This is a genomic window from Pantoea sp. SoEX (assembly GCF_009829945.1).
In the GTDB taxonomy this organism is placed as follows: Bacteria; Pseudomonadota; Gammaproteobacteria; order Enterobacterales; family Enterobacteriaceae; genus Pantoea_C.
This window is the reverse complement of sequence record NZ_SZZT01000004.1, coordinates 21522-47282: the sequence shown is the minus strand read 5'-3', so window position 1 is coordinate 47282 and position 25761 is coordinate 21522. Positions and strand designations below refer to the sequence as shown.

The following is a 25761-nucleotide window of genomic DNA, read 5'->3' as shown; positions in this document are numbered from 1 at the left end:
TAAATCAATATTATAAATAATCCATTTATAATAGAATATTATTAATATTTATTTCATAATAAATAATACAAATCATATATTAAATTTTTTATTTTTTAATAAAATAAAATGTTATTCTTAATAATTAGAACACATAATCGATTTAAGGACCTTATCATAAGATAATTATTAACACTTTATTTTTTTAAGTACAACGAAATTTTAAAAATAAATTTTATGTTGAATATTAATAAATTGAATAATTAATTTTAGTTACTTGATTATTAATATTTAAATAGTAATATTGTTATCAAAACCATCAGTTGTTACTTAGAATATAAATTAAAATCATATCAGATATAATAATATATTTCAGATATAATAATATATTTTTATTTTAAAAATAAAAACTACTCTTTTTTTAGTAATTCAATATAATTATCAAAAGGCTTATCAATATGAATCAGAAGTCGCTTTCTGAATTTGGAACACTAGAAGAACGTGTGCAACGTTCTATTTCTGCTATACGTAGTGGAAATGGTGTGATAGTGGTTGACGATGAAAATCGTGAAAATGAAGGTGATATTGTTTTTGCTGCTGAAACCATGACAGTAGCGCAAATGGCATTAACAATTCGTTATGGTAGTGGAATTGTTTGTCTCTGTTTAACTGAAGCATTACGTAAACAATTAGATTTGCCAATGATGGTAGAAAATAATACAAGTTTTTACGGAACTAGATTTACTGTTACTATTGAAGCAGCTAAGGGAGTTACTACAGGAGTATCAGCTAAGGATAGAATTACTACTATTCGTGCTGCAATAGCAGAAAATGCAAAACCTGAAGATCTTAACCGACCTGGTCACATATTTCCTGTATGTGCTCGCACAGGAGGAGTTTTAGTTAGAGCAGGACATACTGAAGCAACAATAGATTTAGTTAAACTAGCTGGATTTAAACCAGCTGGAGTTATATGTGAACTAACTAATGATGATGGTTCAATGGCTCATATGCAAGAAGCTATTGCATTCGCAAATATTCATGGTATGCCTATAGTAACAGTGGAAGATTTGATATTATTCAGAAAAATAAAAAAAATATTTAAGATATAAAGATATATTTAATTTTTATGTAGTAAAGCGATAATGACAATTTTATAAAAAGTTAAAATATATTATAATATTTTTGAATAATTAAAAATTTATTTTCTTTGTTTATAATAATGCAAGCAACTTTAATATATTGATCACTATAAGATATTGATTTATTATAATTAGCACATTTTTATATGTTATATTATTATAAAAAATAAAATATATTAATTGAAAACATTTCCAAAATATAATAAGGAGATGTATATGTTGTTAATATTACGTATGATTTTTTTTATGATTTATTCTTTTACAATTTGTATTATCGGTGTTATTTGGTGTTCTTTTTCTCCTAGACGTCCAAATCATGTATCTATATTTGGACGCATGATAGGAATACTATCAACATTATTAGGCATAAAAATAGAATTAAGGAAATCACAATTTACTGAGAAGTATTTAGGTAATGCCATTTATATAGCAAATCATCAAAACAATTATGATATGATAATTTTATCCAAAATAATTCCAGCTAACACAGTTACTATTGGTAAAAAAAGTTTGTTTTGGATTCCTTTTTTTGGATTATTTTACTGGATTACTGGAAATATACTAATTGATCGTGATAATAAAATTAAAGCTTATGCTACTATTATGAAAATAGTTAATCAACTTAAACAAAAAAGTATTTCATTCTGGATTTTTCCAGAAGGTACTAGAAGTAATGGAAAAGGATTATTACCTTTTAAATCTGGAGCATTTCAAGCTGCAATATTAGCTGGAGTTCCAATTATTCCAGTTGTTTTTTCAAATACTCATGGTAAGATTAATCTTAATAGATTAAGAAATGGTTTAGTAATTATCGAAATGCTTTCTCCTATAGATTTAAAAACTTATAAATATTCATCTGTTCGTGAATTAGCAACACTATGTCATGAATTAATGCAAGAAAAATTGAAAAAGTTAAATGCTGAAGTAGAATTAAGGGAAAAACATGGAGACATTTAGAATATTATTATTTTTCTATAAAAAATGCTGAATGAAAATTTATTAGATGTTAAAACTTAAAACTACAAAATAACTTTTACTATTATTAATATAATAATATCCTAATGATATTGGCAATCTTGGAATTAATAGATATTAATTATATGCATTCTGTAAAAATTATAAATGTAAACTTAAAAATCTTAATAAAATTAATATTTAATAGCTAATAAAAAAGTTTTTAATTTAATTAAATAAATTTGTTCACAAGTAAGGGAAAACCGAACAGTGAGTATATTTACAAGCAACGATAAATGTAATCTTTACTATAAAGATTGGGGACAAGGAATACCTATTATATTTAGCCACGGTTGGCCATTAAATTCCGATATGTGGGATTACCAAATGTATTTCTTTGCAAATCAAGGTTATCGATCGATTGCTTTTGACCGTAGAGGTTTTGGTCGTTCGGAACAACCCTGGTTTGGTTACGATTATAATACTTTTTCTGATGACATTTATTGTTTGATAGAACATTTAAAATTATCTAAAGTCATGTTAGTAGGTTTTTCTATGGGTACAGGAGATGTATTGCGTTATATTAGTAGATACGGAACAAATAAAGTAGAAAAACTTGTACTATTGGGAACAATAACACCAATGGTTATTAAAAATAAAAATAATCCAAATGGTATTGATAAGTCAGTATTTGATATTATAAAATTAGAACTATTAAAGGATAGACCTCAATTTATCAAAGAATTTGCAAAAAATTTTTATGGTAATATAGTATCGGATGGTATAATTATTCAAACTTTAAATATTGCTTTATTAGCATCTTTAAAAGCAACTATTGATTGTGTTACTTCATTTTCTGAAACTAATTTTTACTATGATTTAAGTACAATCAATATTCCTACTTTAATTATTCACGGAAGTAATGATAAAATTTTGCCCTATGAATTTACGAGTAAATTAACTCATAAATTGATATATAATTCAAAATTAAAATTATATGAACATGGTCCTCATGGTTTTGTATTTACGCATCAAGATCAATTAAAAGAGGACATAATTTCTTTTTTAAGAGAATAAGGTTACATTACTAATAATTAAACTAATAACTAATTATTTACATATTACTAAAAATTTTAAATTTATATTTACTATTATATTTTATGACATTTATCCAAAATAATTTCAAAGAACTACTAAAAAAAATTGACGATATAGCATCATTATATAATCGCAACTCCAAAAATATTAAATTAATTGCAGTAAGTAAAAACAAATCTGTAAGTGATATTATGGAGATTGCATCTTTAGGACAAAAAAGTTTTGGAGAAAATTATGTACAAGAAGGTATAAAAAAAATTAAGTATATAAAATATTTTTATCCTAATTTAGAATGGCATTTTATAGGACCTTTACAGTCTAATAAGAGCCGTTTAGTAGCGGAATATTTTTCTTGGTGTCAAACAATTGACCGAATTCATATTGCACATAGATTAAATGATCAAAGGCCTACAGGTTTACTGCCTCTTAATGTACTAATTCAAGTTAATATTAGTAAGGAAGACAAAAAATCTGGAATAATAACAGATAATGTTTTTAAGATAGCGAAACAAGTCATATCTTTACCTAAATTAAGATTACGCGGATTGATGGCTATTCCAAAATTAGAAAATGATTACACTAAACAAGTAAATGAATACCAAAAAATGGTAATAATATTCAATAAACTTAAAAAAGAATTTGTAAATATTGATACTCTTTCATTAGGAATGAGTAATGATATGCAAGCAGCTATTGTTACAGGAAGCACAATGTTACGTATTGGCACCAAAATTTTTGGAATTAGAAACAATTATAAAAATGTATGATATTATTCTAGATAAATGATATATCTTTATAATTTTTTATAACTGCTACTATTAACTTTAACTTATATTTATTATATTTAATTGTAAATAATATGGTTTATCTACCTCCGTTAAGTCTATATATACATATTCCTTGGTGTGTAAAAAAATGTTACTATTGCGATTTTAATTCTCACGAATTAAAAAAAAAAGTATCATATATCGATTATATAAATCATTTATTACTAGATTTAAAAAACGATCTACATTTAATTAACGATAGAGAAATATGTACTATTTTTATAGGTGGTGGAACACCTAGTTTAATTGATATAGAATCTATGAAATTATTAATAGATGGCATAAAAGAAAATTTAAATTTTGTATCAGATATAGAAATTACTATAGAAATTAATCCTGGCACTATTGATATAGATTTATTATATTTTTATAAAAATCAAGGCATTAATCGTATTTCAGTTGGTGCACAGAGTTTTAGTGATAAACATCTCAATTATTTAGGACGTATTCATAATGTTAAAGAAATAAACAACGCAATTTATTTAGTTAAAGATGCTGGATTGAACAATATTAATGTTGATTTAATGCATGGATTACCTAAGCAATCTATCCAGGAAGCTGTCAACGATTTACAGAAAACTATTTCATTCAATATTCCACATATATCTTGGTATCAATTAACTATTGAGCCCAACACATTTTTTAGTGCAAAAAATATTATCTTACCTGATGATGATGTATTATCATATATATTTAAAGAAGGTCATAATCTACTAATTAAATCTGGTTATAAACAATATGAAATATCAAATTATGCGAAGCCAAATTATTATTGTAAACATAATCTTAATTACTGGTATTTTGGTGATTATATTGGTATTGGTTGTGGAGCACATGGAAAAATTACACAATCTGACGGCAGGATATTACGAACTATCAAAACACGTCATCCGCAAAAATTTATGCAAGGATTTTATGTTGATAGAAAATATATAATTTCTGATACAGATAAACCTTTTGAATATTTTATAAACAGATTTCGCTTAATAGAAATATTACCTCGAGAAGATTTTGAAATATCTACTGGATTAAAAGAAAAATTTATTCGTTCTAATATAGATAAAGCAATATCACATGGTTATATTATTGAATCAAAGAAATATTGGCAAATAAGTAAAAAAGGAAGATTGTTTCTAAATGATTTATTAGAATTATTTTTAATAGATAAATAAGTTTACATATTAACTAATTATTTATAATACATTTAATTTATTTTTTTAAAAATTAATTCATGTATTTTATTTCCTAAAAGATTTCCACGTTGTTCAAATTTAGTAACAGGACGGCTGAAGTTAGAGATAATGGTATTGCTTTGTCTTATAAATTGGCTTTTAGAATTACTAGTATTATTTACTATTTGCATTATATAAGATGCATAATTTTTACAATCTGTTAATATATGAAATAAAGAATCGTACTTATTAAGTTTTTGACCTACTAAATTAGTAAATGATGTATTTATAATTCTGCGCTTATGGTGGCAAATTTTTGGCCAGGGATCAGGAAAAAACAGTTGTATTTTATTCAGTGAATGATCAGGAATCATTTTTTCTAATACATCATGAACATCATAGTATACAAGACGTAAATTTTTTATTTGTACTTTTTTTGCTTCTATCAGACAATTTGCAATACCTGGTAAATATACTTCAACACCTAAGAAATTTTGATGTGAGTTATGCTGTGCCATACTAATTAGAGATTTTCCATTACCAAATCCAATATCCATAATAACTGGTTTATCTGATCTAAATAACTTAGAAAAATTTATTAATTTTGGTGTAAACTCAATAACCATTTCTGCCCAGTTATTTTTTATTGCATTTAATTGATGTTGAGTTAATTTTCTTTGTCGTGATACAAAACTACGAATCCTGTTATGAGATTTATTTATACTAATTTTAATGTTATTGTTATATTTTGAAGAAATAAAGTTACTAGTCATATGTATTATATAATTTATAATTTGATTTAAAAATCAGCAAAATTAATATTAATATTTTATATTATTAAGTTCAACTAATTATTTAAAATACTTTTAAAACGTAATTTTTTTATTAAAATTAATTATATGTTTCTTTGCTTCAATATTATAAGGATTTCATAATGAATCGTATTATTTTTTGTAATTTTCTAAGGCGCAAAGCTGAAGGCATGGATTTTCAAATTTATCCAGGTAAAATTGGTAAACGTATTTATAATGAAATTTCTCAAGAAGCTTGGGAACACTGGACTAAAAAACAAACAATATTAATAAATGAAAAGAAACTCAAATTAATTAATCTAGAAGATCGAAAAATATTAGAAAATGAAATGATTAAATTTTTATTTAAATAGAAAAATTTTGCTATTATTAAAAGTAAATTTAATAATTTAAATTAAATAACTGTTATTATACTAAATTTATTAAAAACATATTTTATTTAATTTATTACTGTAAGATAGGATCTTATCCAATCTTGTAAAATAATTGCAGCAGATTTTGAATCAATTGAATCTTTATTCAGTGATCTGAATCCACCAAATTCAAACAATTCAGATCTTGCCTCTTTAGTGCTTAATCGTTCATCTTGCATATAAATACTGATGCCGAATCTATTATGTAAATAATTGGCAAAATTTTTAGCACAGGAAGTAGTATGTTGCTCGCTACCATCCATATTTAGTGGAAGACCGACTATAATTATACTAGGATTCCATTGTTTTATTAATTTTTCAATTTGTACCCAGTTTGGTATGCCATTTTTAACTTTTAAAGAATTCATAGGACTTGCTATACCAGTAATCAATTGTCCTATTGCAACACCAATATTTTTATTACCAAAATCAAATGCTAATATAATTTTTATTGACATTTCTGTATATTTCCTTTAGTAATAATATTATTTGATTTTAATCTGAAATTTAAAATAATATTACTTAAATATTCTTATGCTAGATATTTGAAGCGTTGTGCTACTAATCGTTGTAATTAACAAATTAATTGATATTACTTAAAATAAATATCATAGCATAATCAGAAATGTAAATTAAATATATAAAATTTCATATAATTTTAATCAACAATGCTATAACAGTATTATATATTAAATATTATATATTAAATAATCATATATATATAAAATATTTAAAAAATGTTTTATGTGATGAAATCATAATAATTAAGAAATTATATTTTAAATAAGTTGATCTATAATAGATCAAAACAATAAATTATAATTTAAATATATTCATGTTTAACGCAAAATTTTTTCAATTGCATCCATTAACATAGAAGTGATAGAAATTGGAAATGCTGATTCTATTTGACAAACACCAGTAGGACTAGTTACATTAATTTCTGTAATTTTATTACCAATAATATCTAATCCCACAAAAATTAAACCTTTATTTTTTAGAATCGGACCAATCTTTTTAGCAATTTTTAAATCATTTGCATTTAAAGTTCTTACTTCTCCATGACCACCAGCACTAAGATTAGCTCTATGTTCACCTTCTTTAGGCATTCTAACTAAACAATAAGGAACAGGTTCTCCGTCTACTAACAAAACTCTTTTATCACCATATTTTATATCTGGAATATATTCTTGAGCTGTACAAAAAACATTACCGTTTTCAGTTATTGATTCTATAGTAACTGAAAAATTAGAATCTTTATTTTTTAAACGAAAAACAGATTTACCACCCATATTATCTAAAGGTTTTACTATTATATCATCATATTTAATCCAAAAATTTTCTAGTTTTTTTTTATCGCAAGTTACTAATGTATTGGGAGTAAATTCATTAAACCATGATATATATAATTTTTCATTACAATCTCTTAAGCTCTGTGGTTTATTTACAATAATAGTACCTAATTTTTCAGCATGTTCTAAAATATACGTTGTATAAATATACTGCATATCAAATGGTGGATCTTTCCGCATTAATATTATGTCAAGATCAGAAAGTTTTATATCTCTTCTTGTATCAAGCTGATACCAATTTTTATAGTTTTTTTGTACATTTAGTAAACTTGTATTTGCATAAGCCAAATTTTTATACATAAAAATATCTTTTATTTCCATGTAATGAATTTCATAACAACGTTTTTTTGCTTCCAATAACATAGCAAATGTCGTATCTTTTTCTATATTAATAGAAGAAATTGGATCCATTATTACACCTAACTTAACCATTATTATACCTTATTAGAATAATTTACGAATAATTGGTTTATTACAATAAGTTAATATTTAGTTTTATAAATTTTTAATTAATAAAATACCAATAATATTTTATTTATTGTCAATAGTAATACCATTTTATGTAAAATAATTCATATTTTATTTTTAGTAATATTAACTATATTGATTAAATAAAAACTAATAATTAATAAAAACATTGTAAACAGTGATATATTTATATGTAAACATTATTGATATTGAAAAATTAATTTTAAATAGCTAAAAATATTTATATTAAGATTGATTATGATACTGAACAAAAATTAAATAATTTTTTGTTCAGCTAGATCAAGAGTAAAATAACTAAAAATGATATCTGCACCAGCTCTTTTGATTGAACCTAAACTTTCTAAAATCATTTTATATTCATCTATTGCTCCAGCTTTTGCAGCAAATTTTATCATCGAGTACTCTCCACTTACTTGATATGCAGCTATAGGTATTTGTGTTTTTTCTCGTATATCACGTAATATATCTAGATACAAACCTGCCGGTTTTACCATTAACACATCTGCTCCTTCTGTTTCATCAATTAAAGATTCTCTAATAGCTTCTCTACGATTCAATGGATTTATTTGATAAGTATTACGACCTTCATTAACATTAATATTAGCAGCATGACGAAAAGGACCATATAATGAGGAAGCAAATTTAGTTGAATAAGAAATTATAGAAGTTTGAGTAAAACCAGACAAATCTAGTGCTTTTCTTATGTTACATACCTGGCCATCCATAGAAGCAGAAGGTGCAACAAAATCAGCACCAGATGCTGCTGCCACCACTGCTTGTTTACACATGTTACCTAAGGTTTTATCATTATCAACATCATTATTATATATTACACCACAATGCCCATGATTAGTGTATTGACAAAAACAAATATCAGATATTAATACAATTTCTGGTACTGTATTTTTACATATACGAATCATTCTAGATACTAAACCATTTTCATTCCATGTATCACTGCCTGTAGAATCATTGTGATGCGAAATTCCAAATACCAATACTGTATTGATACCTGCATTAGCTATGCGTTCTATTTCATATGGTAATTTTTTTTCAGGAATTCGCATTATACCTGGCATAGTTTCTATTTCTTTATAAGAATCTAAGTTTTCTTCAACAAATATTGGAAAAGCTAATTTATTTAAACTAATATTGCTTTCTTGGAATATTTGACGTATTAAAGTATTAACACGTAATCTTCTTGGACGTTGTGCCAAATTAATTATTTTCATGATTATTAACTATGTTATCAATATATTTTAATTAACCAAAGAAAATCATAACAAATAAATTTCATTTTACTTATTTTTAAATAAAAATAATTTTGGTTGATTTTCTTTTTTTGTTTTATTTAATTATATAATATTTTTGTAAACGATTTTTTGATTTGTGTTATATCTGTTATTTAAAATCATTTTGTTGTTAAAAAAATTAATTTTTTATATTTATAAAATAAGGTATCTAAAAAACAAATGTACTCGTATATTTAAACTTATCTTAATATTAATAATGATCTTATTTTCTTATTTTGTATAATGAATAACTTACTTTTCCAGCAATTTTATTATTGTGTAATATCCAATTATTTGGGATAGTAACTGGTTTAATATTTATGTGATTTTCAATATATACGAGTGAATCATTTTTTGTCCAACCATTATTATCTAACAAATATATAGTTTCACTTATAAGACCATTATTAAATGGAGGATCGATAAATACTATATCAAATGGTTTACCTTTTTGTTTTAGCCAACACAAAGTGTTTGTTTGTATAATTTCACTGTTAAAAACTTTGAATTTTTTTAAGTTTTTTTGCAATTGTTTTACCACAGAAATTCTTAATTCTAGCATTGTTACAAAATGTGCATATCTTGATAAAGCTTCAAATCCAAGAGCTCCACTACCTGTAAAGCAATCAAGACAATTAGATTTCTGAATTATAGGACTGAGCCAATTAAATAAAGTTTCTCTGACACGATCGGTAGTAGGATGTAATCCGTCAATATTTATTACTGGTAATCTATGTCTTTTCCATTGACCTCCTATTATGCGCACATATCCAGAAAGATAATTTTTAGATTTTTTTTTCATAATTTAATTTATATTGTAATATGTAAATAAGAATAATATTTAATAAATATCAAAGTTTTTAACTAATTTTGCGATAAAAATATGTTAACATCAATCCAGAAGGATCCAAAATAAAATGGTAAAAAAGGAAATTAATAATTTTTTTTCTTGGTTAAAATTTAAAAAACATAATAAAATAATAGAAAAGAAAAATAATATTAGCAATAGTACAGATAAATATTATTGTTGTAATCAAAATGATAACAAAAATAATGACAAGAGCAATATAAAACTTAAAGATTCTATATCAATTATAAATAATATAGACATAAAATTGAAAAATAATTCGGTTAATAATGATTTACAATCACAATATGATAATTTTGTTGATACAAACACACAAAGAAGTGATTTTAAGGAAAAACATAATTTTCTAACACGTTTAAAAAATAGTTTAATAAAAACACATCAAAACTTAACTATAAATTTAAATAAGATATTTCAGGTAACTTTAATAAGTGATGAAATATTTGAAAAATTAGAAGAACAATTAATACTATCTGATATAGGTATAGAAACTACTAAAAAAATAATTAAAAAACTTTCACAACAAGTAAGAAATAAAAATATCACAGAAGTAGAAGATCTATACAAATTATTAAAAATTGAATTAGCAAATATACTCATTAAAGTAGATATTCCAATTGAAATAAATCAAACTAAACCTTTTGTTATTTTAGTAGTAGGTGTTAATGGTGTTGGAAAGACAACCACTATTGGTAAATTAGCGCATTATTATAAGAAATTAGGAAAGTCAGTTATACTATCTGCAGGTGATACCTTTCGTGTAGCTGCAGTTGAACAATTACAATTTTGGGGAAAACAAAATCAAATTCCGGTAATTGCACAATTTACTGGATCAGATTCTGCTTCAGTTATCTTTGATTCAATACAAGCCGCTAAATCACGTAATATTGATATAGTAATTGCAGATACTGCAGGACGTCTGCATAATAAATCACAATTAATGGAAGAACTCAAAAAAACTATTCGCGTAGTAAAAAAAATAGATCATCATGCTCCCCATGAAATAATGTTAACTATAGATGCTAATACTGGACAAAATGCAGTTGTTCAAGCAAAATTATTCCATGAATGCATCAAATTAACAGGCATTACCATTACTAAGTTGGATGGAACAGCTAAGGGTGGAGTAATATTTTCCATAGCTAGTCAATTAGAAGTACCTATTAGATATATTTGTACAGGAGAAACCTTAAATGATATAAGATCTTTTAAATCTAAAGATTTTATTGATGCTATATTTCCAAAATATAAATAAAGAATTAAATATTTATATTTAATATTGTTTTTTAAAATGTTATAATTCTACAATATGTAAATATAATTACTTTTCTTAATAAGAATTTACGTTGAAATATAATATCTTATTTATTAAATCCACAGATTTTATGTTTATCGTAAAAATTAATATATCATGGTGAGTAATAGTCCTATTATCTACTATAATTTATTGTATATTATCATTATTATTATAAATATAAGTTAATTGTTTTCGTGATCTCATTGTAAAATAATCAAAAATATTACTAACAATAATTAATTATCGTATTTAAAAATTGTTTCTTTGTTTCTCATGAAAAGATTTACATTAACTAAAATGTATAATTATTTATATTAATTCCATGAAGGAGTCGTAATGATAAAACAGACACAAGATTTAACTATAGCTCCATTAGGTAATTTAGAATCTTATATTAGAGCTGCAAATATATTACCTATGTTGTCAGCAGAAGAAGAAAAACATTTAGCTACACAATTACATTATCATGGAGATCTAGAATCAGCTAAGGTATTAATCTTATCTCATTTACGTTTTGTAGTTCATATAGCTCGTAATTATTCTGGATACGGATTACCTCAAGCTGATTTAATTCAAGAAGGTAATATTGGATTAATGAAAGCAGTAAGAAGATTTAATCCAGAAGTTGGTGTAAGACTTGTTTCTTTTGCTGTTCATTGGATTAAAGCTGAAATTCATGAATATGTATTACGGAATTGGCGAATCGTAAAAGTAGCTACTACTAAAGCTCAACGTAAACTTTTTTTTAATTTAAGAAAAACAAAAAAACATCTGGGATGGTTTAACCAAGATGAAGTAGAAATGGTAGCTCGTGAATTAGGGGTAAGTAGTAGAGATGTACGTGAAATGGAATCTCGTATGGCTGCTCAAGATATGACTTTTGATCTATTTAATAATGATGAAAGCAGTGATGATAAATCTATGGCTCCAGTACTTTATCTACAAGATAAGACTTCTGATTTTGCAAATGGGATAGAAGAAAATAATTGGGGAATACATGCAGCTGATAAATTAAATTATGCCTTAAAAAGTTTAGATGAACGTAGTAGAAATATTATACGCACACGTTGGCTTGAAGAAGATAACAAAACCACTCTTCAAGAATTAGCTAATAAATATGGTGTTTCAGCAGAACGTGTGCGTCAACTAGAAAAAAATGCAATGAAAAAATTAAGAATAGCAATTGAATCTTAAAAATAATCATATCTATAATATATAGATTTATGTTTTTCTGGTTATCAGAAAAATTCAATACATTTTATATTATATTCATATAATAATTACATTAAGAAATTATATATTTTCCGAATTATTCCTTAAAAAATTTATTTAAAACAAAATATTATTAATATTTTTAAGATCATCATAAAAAATAACTTAAAATAATTTAAATACAAAGTTTTATATCTATATATGAAAAATAATTAAATTATAATTTTAGATAAACTCTAATACCATCTAAGAACATTTGTGTTGCTAACATAACTAGAACTAATCCCATAAGCCTTTCTAGTGCATTAACACCTCTTTCTCCTAGTATGTGTAGAAATAGTTCTGAAAGTAATAAAATAATTAACGTTAGCACCCATGCAATTAATATTGAAATTATAATAATGTGCATTTGATTAGAATATTGATGAGCTAACATCATTAAGGTTGCTAATAAAGATGGTCCGGCAACTAATGGAATTGCTAAAGGAACTAAAAATGGCTCTTCACCTGCCTGTAACACTGTATTATTATCTTCAGATGAAGGAAAAATCATTTTAATCGCTATTAAGAATAAAATAATACCTCCAGAAATTGATACTGATTCTGTACGTAAATTTAAAAAATTTAGTATTGGTTCTCCTGAAAACAAAAATATTAGCATTATGATTAAAGCAATAATCATTTCTCTGACTAAAATTATTTTCCTTCTTTTAGGTTCAATATATTTTAAAATTGACATAAAAATAGGTAAGTTACCTAATGGATCCATAATTAATAACAATAGTATCGTTCCAGAAATTATCTCGTTCATTTATTTAATACCTTGGTTATAATGTAAATACATTTTTATTAGTTAATTTGTAAATTATTTATCAATAATCCATATGCTTTTAAATAAAAGCTATGTGTATTTAATTATTACACATAGCTTAGTAAAATTAATACATCTAGTTTTTCCTTTAAAAAAAATTAAACATTTGAACAATTCAAAATGGACATAATATGAAAAATGTTGGTTTTATTGGTTGGCGTGGTATGGTTGGTTCAGTATTAATGTCTAGAATGGTAGAAGAAAATAATTTTGATGTCATTAATTCAGTTTTTTTTTCTACTTCACAACAAGGAGAGTTATCACCAAATTTTGGAGGTAATCAACATGATATCCTTTACGATGCTTTTGATATAAAACACTTAAAAAATTTAGACATAATTATTACTTGTCAAGGAAGCGAATATACTAAACATATATATCCTACACTAAGAGATTTAGGTTGGAAAGGATACTGGATAGATGCTGCTTCTATATTACGTATGCAAAAAGATACAATTATTGTTTTAGATCCAGTTAATTATAAAGTAATTTATAGAGGAATAAATAGCGGTATTAAAACTTTTGTAGGAGGTAATTGCACTGTAAGTTTAATGTTAATGGCATTAGGTGGCTTATTTTCCAATAATTTAATCGATTGGGTGTCAGTTGCTACTTACCAAGCAGCTTCTGGTAGCGGTTCTCGTCATATGAAAGAATTATTAATACAAATGGGCGCTATTTATAACCATGTAGCTAAAGATTTAAATAATCCTACATCTATTATTTTAGATATTGAACGTAATATTAGTAATTTTATTAACTCTGGGGCTTTACCTACAGATAACTTTGGCGTACCTCTAGCAAATAGTTTAATTCCTTGGATAGATAAAAAATTAATAAATGGTCAAAGTAAGGAAGAGTGGAAAGGTCAATCAGAAACCAACAAAATTCTGGATAGCAAAAAAATTATTCCAATTGACGGATTATGTGTACGTATCGGTACATTAAGATGTCACAGTCAAGCTTTTACTATAAAATTAAATAAAAATATACCATTAGAGCAAATTGAGGAAATAATAGATTCACATAATCAATGGGTAAAAATAATTCCTAACGATCCTGATGTAACTATGGTTGAATTATCTCCAGCTAAAGTTACTGGAACATTATTCACACCAATTGGTCGTTTAAGAAAACTTAATATTGGTCCTAAATATATTTCTGCTTTTACAGTTGGAGATCAACTATTATGGGGTGCAGCTGAACCTATAAGACGTATGTTATGTTTATTAGTTAATAATAATATTTAAAAAAAGATAACTATGATAACTGTTCTTAATTATATTTATGTATCAAATAATTATACTATTTAAAAAACAAAATAATCACAAAACATTACATATTAATTTTATAAGTAATATTGGCATGACAGATCATTGCTATAATATTGTAGAAAATCTTATTTCAAAATAATATTAACTAAATGTTGTTATTTAATTATTTTTAATAATTATATTAAAAATAAGAATGTTTTCCACGTAGGTGTTCAGTGTTATCAATCACTCCTTTTAAAATAGGAAAAGCTAACAATATCTCTTTTTCTACACTATCTTTTAAGGTAACATTGATCATCGAGCACCCGTTACATCCTCCCCCAAATTTTAGAATAACGTAATTTTCATCAGTAATTTCCACTAATGATACATATCCGCCATGTACTGCTAATCTAGGATTAATTTGTGTGTTTAATAAGGATTCTATTTGTGTATAAATTGAAGTATTTTTAGATGTTTTATAATTTTTAGTAGCATTAGGTGCTTTTAGTGTAAGTTGGGATCCAAATTCATCTACTACTAAATCAATTTCTGCTGAATTTAAATAGGGAAGACTTATAGGATCAATATAAACAGATAATTTTTTAAAGTTTAATTTAGTATCTGTATAATTAATATTATTTTTCTGACAATACGAGACAGTACAATCAGCATTGGGTGTACCTGGATTATTTACAAAAATTCTTATTTGTGTACCATCTTCTTGTTTATTTAGTAATTTTAAAAAATATTTTATAGCAGAATCACTAATTGTCATCATTGTAAATTACTCAATTATTATTTAATAGATTAAAAATATTTTATATTGTATGATTGATATTTAATAAATATACAATATATTGATATTTATTTTATAATGATTATTATATTTTATCTAAATCATAAAGCTATTTATTTAATATAGATAAAGTATAAAAATATTTTCAACTTAATGTAAACTTAATCAAATATCTTACATGTACTATAAAATTTATGGAAAAGGTAATATAAATCTTGTTTTCCTGCATGGTTGGGCAATTAACTCAGAAATTTGGAATTTTATCATTCCTTTTTTTGAAAAAGAGTTTCGCTTATATCTAATTGATTTACCCGGTTATGGACTAAATAAAGTATTTAATGATGTAACCTTGAATGAATTAGCAAAACAATTAATTAATTTTTTACCATATAAATCAGTAGTTATTGGTTGGTCATTAGGTGGATTAATAGCAATGAAACTAGCTTTAATGGAACCTAGAAACTTAAGTGGTATTATTACTATATCATCATCTCCAAAGTTTGTATCTACAGAATATTGGCCGGGTATCAAACCAAAAATATTATATAATTTTCAACATTATGTACAGAATAATTTACAACAAGCAATAGAACGGTTTTTAATATTACAAACACTAGGAGCAAAAGATGTTAATATTAACATTACAAAATTAAAAAAAATAATATTTTCTCAACATATTCCATCAATACATGTATTGAATCATGGTTTAAAAATTTTAGCTACCACAGATCTTAGAAAAGAATTGACTTCAATTAAAATTCCTTTTTTACGCATTTATGGTGCTTTAGATAATTTAGTTCCACGTCAAATTATTCCAATATTAGATAATATAGTTCCGCAATCATCTTCTATTACATTTGACAAAGCGGCTCATATTCCTTTTATTTCTCATGCTGATATTTTTTATAAACATATTGTTAATTTTTTAAATAAAATTAATTATCAATAGTATTTAAATTTGTTAATAAACGTAATAAGTTGTATCATAAAAATTTAAATATCATAAAATATCTATTTATTTTTAATCTAAAAATTACATGACAATTAATAATAATTTCTTCTTGACTAAGAAATACACAATATATAAAAGATCATATGGTTTAATTTTTGATTAATTAAATTATATAATTCAGTTCTACTAAATTAGAATGTATTTAATAAGATTAATAATACAACAATGGATATTTTCGCAGTATAAATAATTTTTTATTTAAAATAAAGTACTTATGAAAAAATATTTTAGGAAAATAAATCAGATATCCTTAAATACATATCAATTGTCTGTAAATAATATGATCTTTTTGCTAAAACAATCAAACTTTTAAATTATTTATATATTAATATTATCTTGTTTTCATATTAATAATAGTTCTTAAAACATAATCATTAAAAAATTAATATAAAATAAATATGCTTGAAAATTAAGAATAAAAATTTTATTGCATAAATAATGCTATGAATATAGTCTGTATTATGTGATAATAGTTGGTTATCGTTATATAAACAAAATTAAAAATTATTCGATAGATAATTTTAATTGATTATCAGCTTGGTATTATTCATAATAGAAAAACTAATCTTAACAATCATACATGATATGTCAATTATTTTATCTGGCCAGCTTAGTAAAATGCTGGATATCATTCACAAATCTTATAAATACCAACAAAAAAATGGCAGAAAAACGTAATATCTTTCTAGTTGGCCCTATGGGTGCTGGGAAAAGTACCATTGGCCGTCATTTAGCACAACAGCTAAAAATGGAATTTTTTGACTCAGATCAAGAAATTGAACGACGTACTGGAGCAGATATAAGCTGGGTTTTCGACGTTGAAGGAGAGAAAGGTTTTCGCGATCGTGAAGAAAAAATCATAAATGAAATAACTACAAAACAAGGTATTGTACTTGCTACTGGAGGAGGATCAGTAAAATCACAAAACACTCGTAACTGTCTTTCTGCTCGTGGAATTGTAGTTTACTTAGAAACAACTATAGAAAAACAATTATCACGTACAAAACGTGATAAAAAAAGACCTTTGTTACAAGTTAATTTATCACCTGTTAAAATACTCAAAAATCTAGCTAAAGAAAGAAATCCTTTATACAGAGAAATAGCTGATATTACAATTAGCACTGATGATAGAAATACAAAAATTGTCGCTAATCAGATTATATATATGTTAGAAAAGGAAATCCTTTAAAAATTTAGTAGTAAAATATTAAATACTAGAGGTAATAACGTCTATGGAAAAAGTTACTGTTTCATTAGGAAATAGAAGTTATAAAATCATTATATCTTCTGGATTATGTAATGATATTTCTTTTTGGTCTTTAATGTCTAGTGATAAAGTTATGATAGTAACTAATGAAACTTTATCACATATATATTTAAATAAAATATTGACATTAATGGAAAAATCAAAAATAAAAGTAGAATATGTAATTTTACCAGATGGTGAGCAATATAAGAATATGAAATCAGTTGATAAAATAATTAGTGCTTTACTGAAATCATCTTATGGTCGTGATACAAAATTAATCGCTCTTGGAGGAGGTGTAATAGGAGATATTACTGGGTTTGCTGCAGCTATCTATCAGCGCGGTATTAGTTTTATTCAGGTACCAACAACTTTACTTTCTCAGGTAGATTCCTCAGTAGGCGGTAAAACAGGTGTCAATCATATATTAGGTAAAAATATGATAGGTGCGTTTCATCAACCTTTATTAGTAATTATTGATACAGATTTTTTATCTTCTTTACCTGCAAGAGAATTCAGTTCAGGATTAGCAGAAGTAATTAAATATGGCATTATTTTAGATAATGATTTTTTTCAATGGGTTGAACAAAATATTGACTTATTAATGTCATTAGATAAAAATGCACTTACTTATTGTATCCGTAAATGTTGTGAATTAAAAGCTAATATCGTTTCTGATGATGAATGTGATACTGGATGTCGTGCATTATTAAATCTTGGTCATACTTTTGGCCATGCTATTGAAGCATGTATGGGTTATGGAAAATGGTTACATGGAGAAGCTGTTTCAGCTGGTATAGTAATGGCTATACGTACTGCAGAACGTTTAATACAATTTAATAAAAAAAATGCTAATAAAATAATTAATTTGTTACAAAGAGCTAATTTACCGATATATGGTCCAATAGAAATGATTGCACAAGATTATCTAAATTATATGATGCGTGATAAGAAGATAATATCAGGTAATCAATTGCGATTAGTAATACCTATATCTATTGGAATATCAGAATTGCGTAATGATATACCTGATAAATTAGTAATAGAATCAATTAATGACTGCTGTCAACTTCGTCATATTTAATATACAATTCAATAAATAATTATATTATGTATAAACATGTTTTATGTTTATATTCAAAATTATAAATTGTTATTATATACTAACAACTAGTAATAACAGGTATTAAAATAACCATAAAACATATTTTTTAAAATATAATATGAATACTATCTTAAATTAAATAATTATGTATGTATTTTATTAAATTTCATTTCTTGAAAAATAAAATTTTAATATTATTTATTTTCTATAAAATATAAATTTTAAACAAGTATATTGTAAGTAAAATTAATCATTAATATTGTGTTAAAAATTTAATTTTATTATCAACAAAGATAGAAAGATAAATTGAATTAATCAGGAAATGTAGATGAAAAAATATTTATTAGCTCCTTCAATACTTTCAGCTAATTTTGCTATGCTAGGTGAAGATATTAAAAATGTTTTGGATTCTGGGGGAGACGTAATTCATTTTGATGTTATGGATAACCATTACGTTCCTAATCTTACTATAGGACCGATGGTTTTAAAATCTTTACGCAGTTATGGTATTACTGCACCAATTGATGTACATCTTATGACTAAACCTGTAGATGCATTAATCAAATCCTTCTCTAAAGTTGGTTCTAATTATATTACTTTTCATCCAGAGGCTAGTGAACATATTGATCGTTCAATACAAATGATTAAAGAACATGGTTGTAAAGCTGGTTTGGTTTTCAATCCAACCACTTCTCTTAGTTATCTTGATTATTTAATGGATAAATTAGATATAATTGTTCTAATGGCAGTCAATCCAGGTTTTAGTAATCAAAACTTTATTCCTAATACATTAGAAAAACTGCGTAAAGTACGTAATATGATCGATGAAAATGGATATAATATTATTATCGAAGTTGATGGTGGAATTAAAATAGATAATATTGGGAAAATAGCCACATGCGGTGCTGATATGTTTGTTATAGGTTCTGCTATTTTTGATAGTAGTAATTATAAAAAAGTTATTGATTGTATGCGTCAGGAAATAGAAAAAAGTAGTTCATTATTAAAATAAACATATTAAAAATATGATTATTTAGCTAATATAATAGTTTTTCTAAATCTATGTTTCTTAATAAAATTTTGTTATCCTAAATAATTAGGATTTAATTATGAAAAAAATTGTGGTTTTTAGCGCTGCTCAACCATCTGGCGAATTAACTATAGGTAATTATTTAGGTGCAATTCAACAATGGGTTAGAATACAAGATGATTTTGAATGTATATACTGCATCGTAGATTTGCATACTTTAACAACACATCCAAATCATGAATTATTCAATAAGTCTATTCTAGATACTCTATCTCTTTATTTAGCATGTGGTATTGATCCTAATAAAAGTATTGTTTTTGTGCAATCTCACGTAGTTGAACACACTCAACTTAATTGGATTTTAAGTTGTTTTTGTTATTTTGGAGAACTCAGTCGGATGACGCAGTTTAAAAACAAATTAATGAACAAAAATAATACAAATGTAGGAATTTTTAATTATCCAGTATTAATGGCATCTGATATTCTATTATATCAAACCAATAAAGTACCTGTCGGAGAAGATCAAAAACAACATATAGAACTATGTCGTCATATTGCTAAACGTTTCAACGATAATTATGGAGATATTTTTAAAATTCCAGATACCATGATATCTCATACTGGTAAAAAAGTAATGTCTCTTATAGAAATTAACAAAAAAATGTCTAAATCAGATTATAATCGTAATAATGTTATAGGTCTATTAGAAGATGCTCAATCCGTTAAAAGCAAGATTAGACATGCAATCACTGATTCTGAAAATCCTCCTATAATACGCTATGATATTAAGGAAAAAGCAGGTGTGTCTAATCTCCTAGAGATATTATCAGGTTTGACTGGCAAAAAAATTTTTGAATTAGAAAGAGAATTTAAAGATAAAATGTACAGTCAATTGAAATATGAAGTTTCAAATGAAATTGTTTTAATTTTATCAAATATTCAAGAGCGTTACCATTACTATCGTAATAACATACCATTTCTAAAGCAAATAATGTACGAAGGGTCTTTTAAAGCAAAGATAAAAGCTAAAGAAACTATAGAGAAAGTTTACAAAGCATTAGGATTTTATTTTTAATATAGCCATGTTATATTTAATTATAGAAATAAAGAATTGAATAATAAATTTATAAATTAAATGGTAATAACGGCATACTAAACATAATTATGCCGTTATCTCTTTAATTTTAAAAAGCTATCTAGTTCCGTAAACAACTATCGTTTTGCCATGAGCATAAATTAATTTTTTATCTTCTAATATTTTTAAAATACGACCTACTGTTTCACGTGAACAACCAACTATTTGACCAATTTCTTGTCTAGTAATTTTAATTTGCATTCCTTCAGGATGTGTCATTGCATCTGGTTGTTTTGTTAAATGTAACAGAGTTTTGGAAATACGGGTTTTTACGTCTAAAAATGCAAGATTACTAACTTTTTCTGAAGTCATTTGTAAACGATATGCTATTTGTGATGATACTTTAACAAGAATATCTGAATTTAATTGAATTAATTGACGAAACTTTATATAAGAAATTTCTGCTAATTCGCATGCAATTTTTGAACGTACCCAAGCACTACGATCCTGATCTTTTTTAAATAATCCTAATTCACCAAAAAAATCTCCAGAATTCAAATAAGAAAGTATTATTTCTTTTCCTTCTATATCTTTAATTAGTACTGAAACGGATCCTCTTATAATATAATATAGAGTTTTGGCTTTTTCCCCTTGGTAAATTAGAGTACTTTTAGATGGATACTTATGAATGTGGCAATGAGAAAGGAACCATTCAAGTATAGGGTCTATTGGTGGTTTGCCGAAAACCATTCGATATTATCCTCTGTTTTAATCATGCCCAAAAAAATACGGGTAATAACATTTTGTTTGTATTAACTTAATAATGATTTGTTTTTTTACAATATTTAATTGATTTTTAATAAAAATTATTCTTTAGTATATTCATAAGTAATATTTTTAAAAATTACTTACTTTTGTAAAATAATTTGTTTAGTTTATTATAAATAATTTCATAATTTTAAATTTCTTTATAATATTACTATTATTTTCAATAATTTAATTATAAATAAAATATTACGATGTAGATATTATAGTAACTTTATAAATAAACAGCATAGAAATAAGTTCTAAATTTTTACCAGTATATTTATAATCTTACAAAAAATACAATTATATCATTGAATCTATTTTTTTAAAATTTGTACTATTAAGTGATTTTTTATATGACCCTTTATTCTAATAATAATGCAATTTTACTATATGTTATAAAATTAATTTTATTTTGTAATATACAATTATAATTACTTACTTATTTTTTGAAAAGTTTAGTATATTTAACTTAAGATAATTATCAATTTTGTATTTATAAACAAGTCATTAATATGTTTTACAAATACTATAGTATGATAAAAAATCAATTTTATATAAAATTAGAATAATAATTTATTTTTATTAATTCAACATTTAGAAATATCATATTAATGGAATAATTATTATATTATTGAAAAATAATAGTTTATTAAATTAGTAAAATATAAAAAAACTTCTACAGTATTATTTATAATAAAATATTTTTAATATTACATTAACTAAACTAACATAATTATTAACCAAAATAAATATATCTAAAATGTAGCAAATAATTATAAATAACTAGTTTGTTTATCCAAAATTTATTGCAAACATTTTGTATATTTAGTATCATCATTAATTAATTTATTATTATCTATAACTTTTCAATCTATACAATATATACATTAATAACGCCAACTTTTATCTTATTAAATCAAATTAATTGTTTCGTTTAATCTTAATTATATAATAGTGCGGTATTTTATATACTTAGATTGAGTTTTATTATATATAAAAAAGAACTAGATTTTTGTCTGAAATTGATAAAAAGTAATTTTATATACTTAACTATATAGTGTTTTATTTATAGTGTTTTATTTAAAATTGAAATAGTTAAATGTGTTTCAATATTTATCTTCATTTTGTTAATATTACTGTTTTAGTTATTGAAATATACTGAATTACAAAAATTATGGTAAATTGCGAATAAGTGACTTATTTTAAATATTTTTTTATAATATCAATTTAAATAAAATTTATCTGTTTTAAAATGTATATATTCAGATAAAATATTAATAAAAAATAATTTAATACACATTAAACCTGTAATTAGTCAATTATATGTTCTATATTATAGAATAATAATCTAAGTATTAATTTCAATATTATTAAAAAACAGTTTAACTGTAATTCATAATCAATTTTTAATAAATTCAAAATAATGGAATTTATTAAAGTGTTTAATTAGACTTAATACTGTAATATGCTATTAATTAGCAGTATTATTTAAATAATCTCCTTACTAACAGGTATTTATACATAATATGAATTATAGTTTATTAGTAACTGGACCTCCATTTGGTACTCAAAATGCAACTAGTGCTTTATTATTTTCTAATGAGCTCTTTAAAAAAGGTCATAAGTTAAGTAGTGTGTTTTTTTATAGAGAAGGTGTGTTAAATGCAAATCAATTTATTATAATTCCTAAAAATGAATTTAATTTAGTAAAAGCATGGCAAGATCTTAATGAAAAAAATGGTGTTCTACTAAACATATGTATTTCATCAGCTTTTTATCGAGGAATATTAAATTCACAAGAAGCCGAGAAGAGATATTGCTCTTTAGGTAATCTGCAACTGGGTTTTAATTTCAGTGGGTTAAGTGCGTTAACTGAAGCTGTTATAAAAAGTGATAGAGTGGTTCAATTTTAGTGAAGAGTGTAGCTTTTGTATTTTCCCATATGCCTTATGGAACTAGTTCAGGTTTAGAAGGATTAAATGCCGCTCTAGCAGTTGGCAGATTAAACAAAAATCTAGGAATTTTTTTTATAGGCGATGGTATATTGCAATTATATCCTGATCAACACCCTGAAATAATTTTAAATCGTCACTATTATTCTACTTTTTATGTTTTAAAATTATATGGTATAAAAAAATACTATCTATGTTTTGATTCATTAGTAGAACGTGGTTTATCAGTTAAAGAATTTCATTTATTAGATGTTAATATAGTTGATTCTAAAACAATAAAAAAACAATTAGTAAGTTACGATCATGTACTTACCTTTTAGACATAATATAACAATGTTGCATACTATTATTAATTCTCCTTCTTATAGCGATATTAATACTTTATTATTACTTATAGATATTAAAGATGATATTATTTTATTACAAGATGGTGTTATAGCTGGTTTAAAAGGTAATGCAACTCTAAAGAAAATATTACAAATTAATAAAGGTATTAGAATATATGTTTTGAGGGATGATCTAATAGCAAGAGGATTACTTAAACAAATTTCATCTAAAGTATATTTGATGAATTATAATGGTTTTGTTAAGTTAACAGAAAAACATAAACAACAAATGATTTGGTAAATTAACTATATTACTTAATTGATATCTACATTATTTTAATAATAATTATTAATTTATAAATTTAATTAAATAATTTAGTTTGAAACTAATAAATTAAATTTGGGAGCTATTTTAATGGCAACAATTAATCAGCTGGTTCGTAAACCACGTATTCGTAAAATTACTAAAAGTAATGTACCAGCATTGGAATCATGTCCACAGAAAAGAGGTGTATGTACTAGAGTGTATACAACTACTCCTAAAAAACCAAATTCTGCACTTCGTAAAGTTTGTAGAGTAAAATTAACTAATAACTTCGAAGTTACTTCTTATATAGGTGGGGAAGGACATAACCTTCAAGAACATTCAGTAGTTTTAATTCGTGGTGGTAGAGTTAAAGATTTACCAGGAGTAAGATACCATACTATCAGAGGAGCTTTAGATTGCGCAGGTGTTAAAGACCGTAAACAAAGCCGTTCTAAATATGGTATGAAAAAACCAAAATCTTAATATTTGATTTTTATTATTTATTAATATTACTATTTAATAGTAATAATTAAATTAAAAATCACTAATTATAATGGAGTGTTTTTATGCCACGTCGCCGTATTATAAGTCAGCGTAAAATTTTACCCGACCCAAGATTTAAATCTGAATTATTAGGTAAGTTCATAAATATTTTAATGATAGATGGTAAAAAATCTATTTCTGAATCAATAGTATATTCTGCTCTTGAAACATTATCAAAAAGACTGAATAAAAGTGAAGTAGAAACTTTTGAAATGGCAATTGAAAATGTACGTCCAATAATTGAAGTAAAATCTCGTCGTGTAGGAGGATCTACATATCAAGTTCCTGTAGAAGTGCGACCAATTAGAAGAAATGCATTAGCAATGCGTTGGATAGTTTTAGCTGCTCGTAAAAGATCAGAAAAATCTATGATTTTTAAGTTAACAAATGAACTTTCAGATGCTATAGAAAATAAAGGTAGTGCTGTTAAAAAACGTGAAGAAATACATCGTACAGCAGAAGCAAATAAAGCATTTGCTCATTATCGTTGGTAATTAAAATATATTTAGTTTGTTATTCATAGTA

Annotated in this window: 27 protein-coding genes; 19 read left to right on the top strand and 8 right to left on the bottom strand. The window is 24.7% G+C overall.

Annotation, left to right across the window (positions count from 1 at the left end; translation table 11 throughout):
- Positions 1–437: 437 nt before the first annotated feature.
- From ribB to hemW, 5 genes are all read left to right on the top strand, one after another.
- Entirely contained in the window at positions 438–1091 is a 654-nt protein-coding gene (ribB, locus tag FD726_RS02760; RefSeq protein ID WP_159990070.1) for a 3,4-dihydroxy-2-butanone-4-phosphate synthase, read from the top strand.
- A 246-nt stretch (positions 1092–1337) separates the two neighbouring features.
- Positions 1338–2078 (top strand): 1-acylglycerol-3-phosphate O-acyltransferase, encoded by a 741-nt coding sequence (locus FD726_RS02755; RefSeq protein WP_159990069.1) that lies wholly within the window; start codon positions 1338–1340, stop codon positions 2076–2078.
- A gap of 267 nt (positions 2079–2345) precedes the next feature.
- Positions 2346–3152 (top strand): alpha/beta fold hydrolase, encoded by an 807-nt coding sequence (locus FD726_RS02750; RefSeq protein ID WP_159990068.1) that lies wholly within the window; start codon positions 2346–2348, stop codon positions 3150–3152.
- Between the two features lie 83 nt (positions 3153–3235).
- Positions 3236–3940 (top strand): YggS family pyridoxal phosphate-dependent enzyme, encoded by a 705-nt coding sequence (locus tag FD726_RS02745; RefSeq protein WP_159990067.1) that lies wholly within the window; start codon positions 3236–3238, stop codon positions 3938–3940.
- Between the two features lie 92 nt (positions 3941–4032).
- The gene (gene hemW / locus FD726_RS02740) at positions 4033–5172 is read left to right on the top strand and encodes a radical SAM family heme chaperone HemW (protein ID WP_159990066.1); all 1140 of its coding nucleotides are present in this window, start codon (positions 4033–4035) and stop codon (positions 5170–5172) included.
- A gap of 32 nt (positions 5173–5204) precedes the next feature.
- Here the strand turns inward: hemW and trmB are convergent, their stop codons facing one another.
- A complete protein-coding gene (gene trmB, locus FD726_RS02735) occupies positions 5205–5945 on the bottom strand; it encodes a tRNA (guanosine(46)-N7)-methyltransferase TrmB (RefSeq protein ID WP_159990065.1) in 741 nt (246 codons plus the stop codon).
- Between the two features lie 161 nt (positions 5946–6106).
- Here trmB and FD726_RS02730 point away from each other — a divergent pair, with 161 nt between their 5' ends.
- Positions 6107–6337 (top strand): oxidative damage protection protein, encoded by a 231-nt coding sequence (locus tag FD726_RS02730; RefSeq protein WP_159990064.1) that lies wholly within the window; start codon positions 6107–6109, stop codon positions 6335–6337.
- Between the two features lie 86 nt (positions 6338–6423).
- Here the strand turns inward: FD726_RS02730 and ruvX are convergent, their stop codons facing one another.
- The 4 genes from ruvX to rsmD form a co-directional block, all read right to left on the bottom strand.
- Positions 6424–6855, bottom strand: a complete 432-nt coding sequence (ruvX, locus tag FD726_RS02725; RefSeq protein ID WP_159990063.1) for a Holliday junction resolvase RuvX — start codon at positions 6853–6855, stop codon at positions 6424–6426.
- 381 nt (positions 6856–7236) lie between these two features.
- Positions 7237–8181, bottom strand: a complete 945-nt coding sequence (gshB, locus tag FD726_RS02720) for a glutathione synthase (RefSeq protein ID WP_159990062.1) — start codon at positions 8179–8181, stop codon at positions 7237–7239.
- 311 nt (positions 8182–8492) lie between these two features.
- Positions 8493–9464 carry a porphobilinogen synthase gene (gene hemB / locus FD726_RS02715; protein WP_159990100.1) on the bottom strand — a complete coding sequence of 324 codons (972 nt, stop codon included), beginning with the start codon at positions 9462–9464 and terminating at the stop codon, positions 8493–8495.
- A gap of 289 nt (positions 9465–9753) precedes the next feature.
- Positions 9754–10332 carry a 16S rRNA (guanine(966)-N(2))-methyltransferase RsmD gene (rsmD, locus tag FD726_RS02710; RefSeq protein WP_159990061.1) on the bottom strand — a complete coding sequence of 193 codons (579 nt, stop codon included), beginning with the start codon at positions 10330–10332 and terminating at the stop codon, positions 9754–9756.
- Positions 10333–10447: 115 nt separating this feature from the next.
- On the opposite strand from rsmD, the gene ftsY reads away from it, so the two are divergent.
- Together ftsY and rpoH are read left to right on the top strand one after the other, a co-directional pair.
- Positions 10448–11653: a signal recognition particle-docking protein FtsY gene (gene ftsY, locus FD726_RS02705; protein WP_159990060.1), complete on the top strand. Its 1206-nt coding sequence runs from the start codon at positions 10448–10450 to the stop codon at positions 11651–11653.
- A 378-nt stretch (positions 11654–12031) separates the two neighbouring features.
- Complete coding sequence (gene rpoH, locus FD726_RS02700; protein WP_159990059.1) at positions 12032–12889, top strand: RNA polymerase sigma factor RpoH; 858 nt, start codon at positions 12032–12034, stop codon at positions 12887–12889.
- Between the two features lie 235 nt (positions 12890–13124).
- Here the strand turns inward: rpoH and FD726_RS02695 are convergent, their stop codons facing one another.
- On the bottom strand, positions 13125–13718 hold the full coding sequence (locus FD726_RS02695; RefSeq protein ID WP_159990058.1) for a YhgN family NAAT transporter: 594 nt from the start codon (positions 13716–13718) through the stop codon (positions 13125–13127).
- Between the two features lie 191 nt (positions 13719–13909).
- Here FD726_RS02695 and asd point away from each other — a divergent pair, with 191 nt between their 5' ends.
- Positions 13910–15028, top strand: a complete 1119-nt coding sequence (gene asd / locus FD726_RS02690) for an aspartate-semialdehyde dehydrogenase (protein ID WP_159990057.1) — start codon at positions 13910–13912, stop codon at positions 15026–15028.
- 205 nt (positions 15029–15233) lie between these two features.
- Here asd and FD726_RS02685 read toward each other — a convergent pair whose 3' ends face one another.
- Positions 15234–15812, bottom strand: a complete 579-nt coding sequence (locus tag FD726_RS02685; protein ID WP_159990056.1) for a NifU family protein — start codon at positions 15810–15812, stop codon at positions 15234–15236.
- A gap of 196 nt (positions 15813–16008) precedes the next feature.
- Between FD726_RS02685 and bioH the strand changes: the two genes are divergently transcribed.
- The 5 genes from bioH to trpS all read left to right on the top strand — a co-directional run bounded on the left by bioH (position 16009) and on the right by trpS (position 21298).
- Complete coding sequence (bioH, locus tag FD726_RS02680; RefSeq protein WP_159990055.1) at positions 16009–16779, top strand: pimeloyl-ACP methyl ester esterase BioH; 771 nt, start codon at positions 16009–16011, stop codon at positions 16777–16779.
- A gap of 724 nt (positions 16780–17503) precedes the next feature.
- Positions 17504–18031, top strand: coding sequence for a shikimate kinase AroK (gene aroK, locus FD726_RS02675; protein ID WP_159990054.1), 528 nt, complete (start codon positions 17504–17506; stop codon positions 18029–18031).
- A 43-nt stretch (positions 18032–18074) separates the two neighbouring features.
- A complete protein-coding gene (gene aroB, locus FD726_RS02670; protein ID WP_159990053.1) occupies positions 18075–19172 on the top strand; it encodes a 3-dehydroquinate synthase in 1098 nt (365 codons plus the stop codon).
- 349 nt (positions 19173–19521) lie between these two features.
- Positions 19522–20205 carry a ribulose-phosphate 3-epimerase gene (gene rpe, locus FD726_RS02665; protein ID WP_159990052.1) on the top strand — a complete coding sequence of 228 codons (684 nt, stop codon included), beginning with the start codon at positions 19522–19524 and terminating at the stop codon, positions 20203–20205.
- A gap of 97 nt (positions 20206–20302) precedes the next feature.
- Positions 20303–21298, top strand: a complete 996-nt coding sequence (trpS, locus tag FD726_RS02660) for a tryptophan--tRNA ligase (protein WP_159990051.1) — start codon at positions 20303–20305, stop codon at positions 21296–21298.
- A 117-nt stretch (positions 21299–21415) separates the two neighbouring features.
- Here the strand turns inward: trpS and crp are convergent, their stop codons facing one another.
- Complete coding sequence (gene crp / locus FD726_RS02655; RefSeq protein WP_159990050.1) at positions 21416–22048, bottom strand: cAMP-activated global transcriptional regulator CRP; 633 nt, start codon at positions 22046–22048, stop codon at positions 21416–21418.
- A gap of 1586 nt (positions 22049–23634) precedes the next feature.
- Between crp and tusD the strand changes: the two genes are divergently transcribed.
- The 5 genes from tusD to rpsG all read left to right on the top strand — a co-directional run bounded on the left by tusD (position 23635) and on the right by rpsG (position 25730).
- Entirely contained in the window at positions 23635–24021 is a 387-nt protein-coding gene (gene tusD / locus FD726_RS02650; protein WP_159990049.1) for a sulfurtransferase complex subunit TusD, read from the top strand.
- Positions 24021–24380, top strand: coding sequence for a sulfurtransferase complex subunit TusC (tusC, locus tag FD726_RS02645; RefSeq protein ID WP_159990048.1), 360 nt, complete (start codon positions 24021–24023; stop codon positions 24378–24380). Before tusD ends, tusC begins: the two co-directional genes overlap by 1 nt.
- Positions 24381–24393: 13 nt before the next feature.
- Positions 24394–24687: a sulfurtransferase complex subunit TusB gene (gene tusB, locus FD726_RS02640; RefSeq protein WP_159990047.1), complete on the top strand. Its 294-nt coding sequence runs from the start codon at positions 24394–24396 to the stop codon at positions 24685–24687.
- Between the two features lie 114 nt (positions 24688–24801).
- Positions 24802–25176: a 30S ribosomal protein S12 gene (gene rpsL / locus FD726_RS02635; RefSeq protein WP_159990046.1), complete on the top strand. Its 375-nt coding sequence runs from the start codon at positions 24802–24804 to the stop codon at positions 25174–25176.
- Between the two features lie 83 nt (positions 25177–25259).
- Positions 25260–25730, top strand: coding sequence for a 30S ribosomal protein S7 (gene rpsG, locus FD726_RS02630; RefSeq protein ID WP_159990045.1), 471 nt, complete (start codon positions 25260–25262; stop codon positions 25728–25730).
- The last annotated feature ends 31 nt before the right edge of the window (positions 25731–25761 follow it).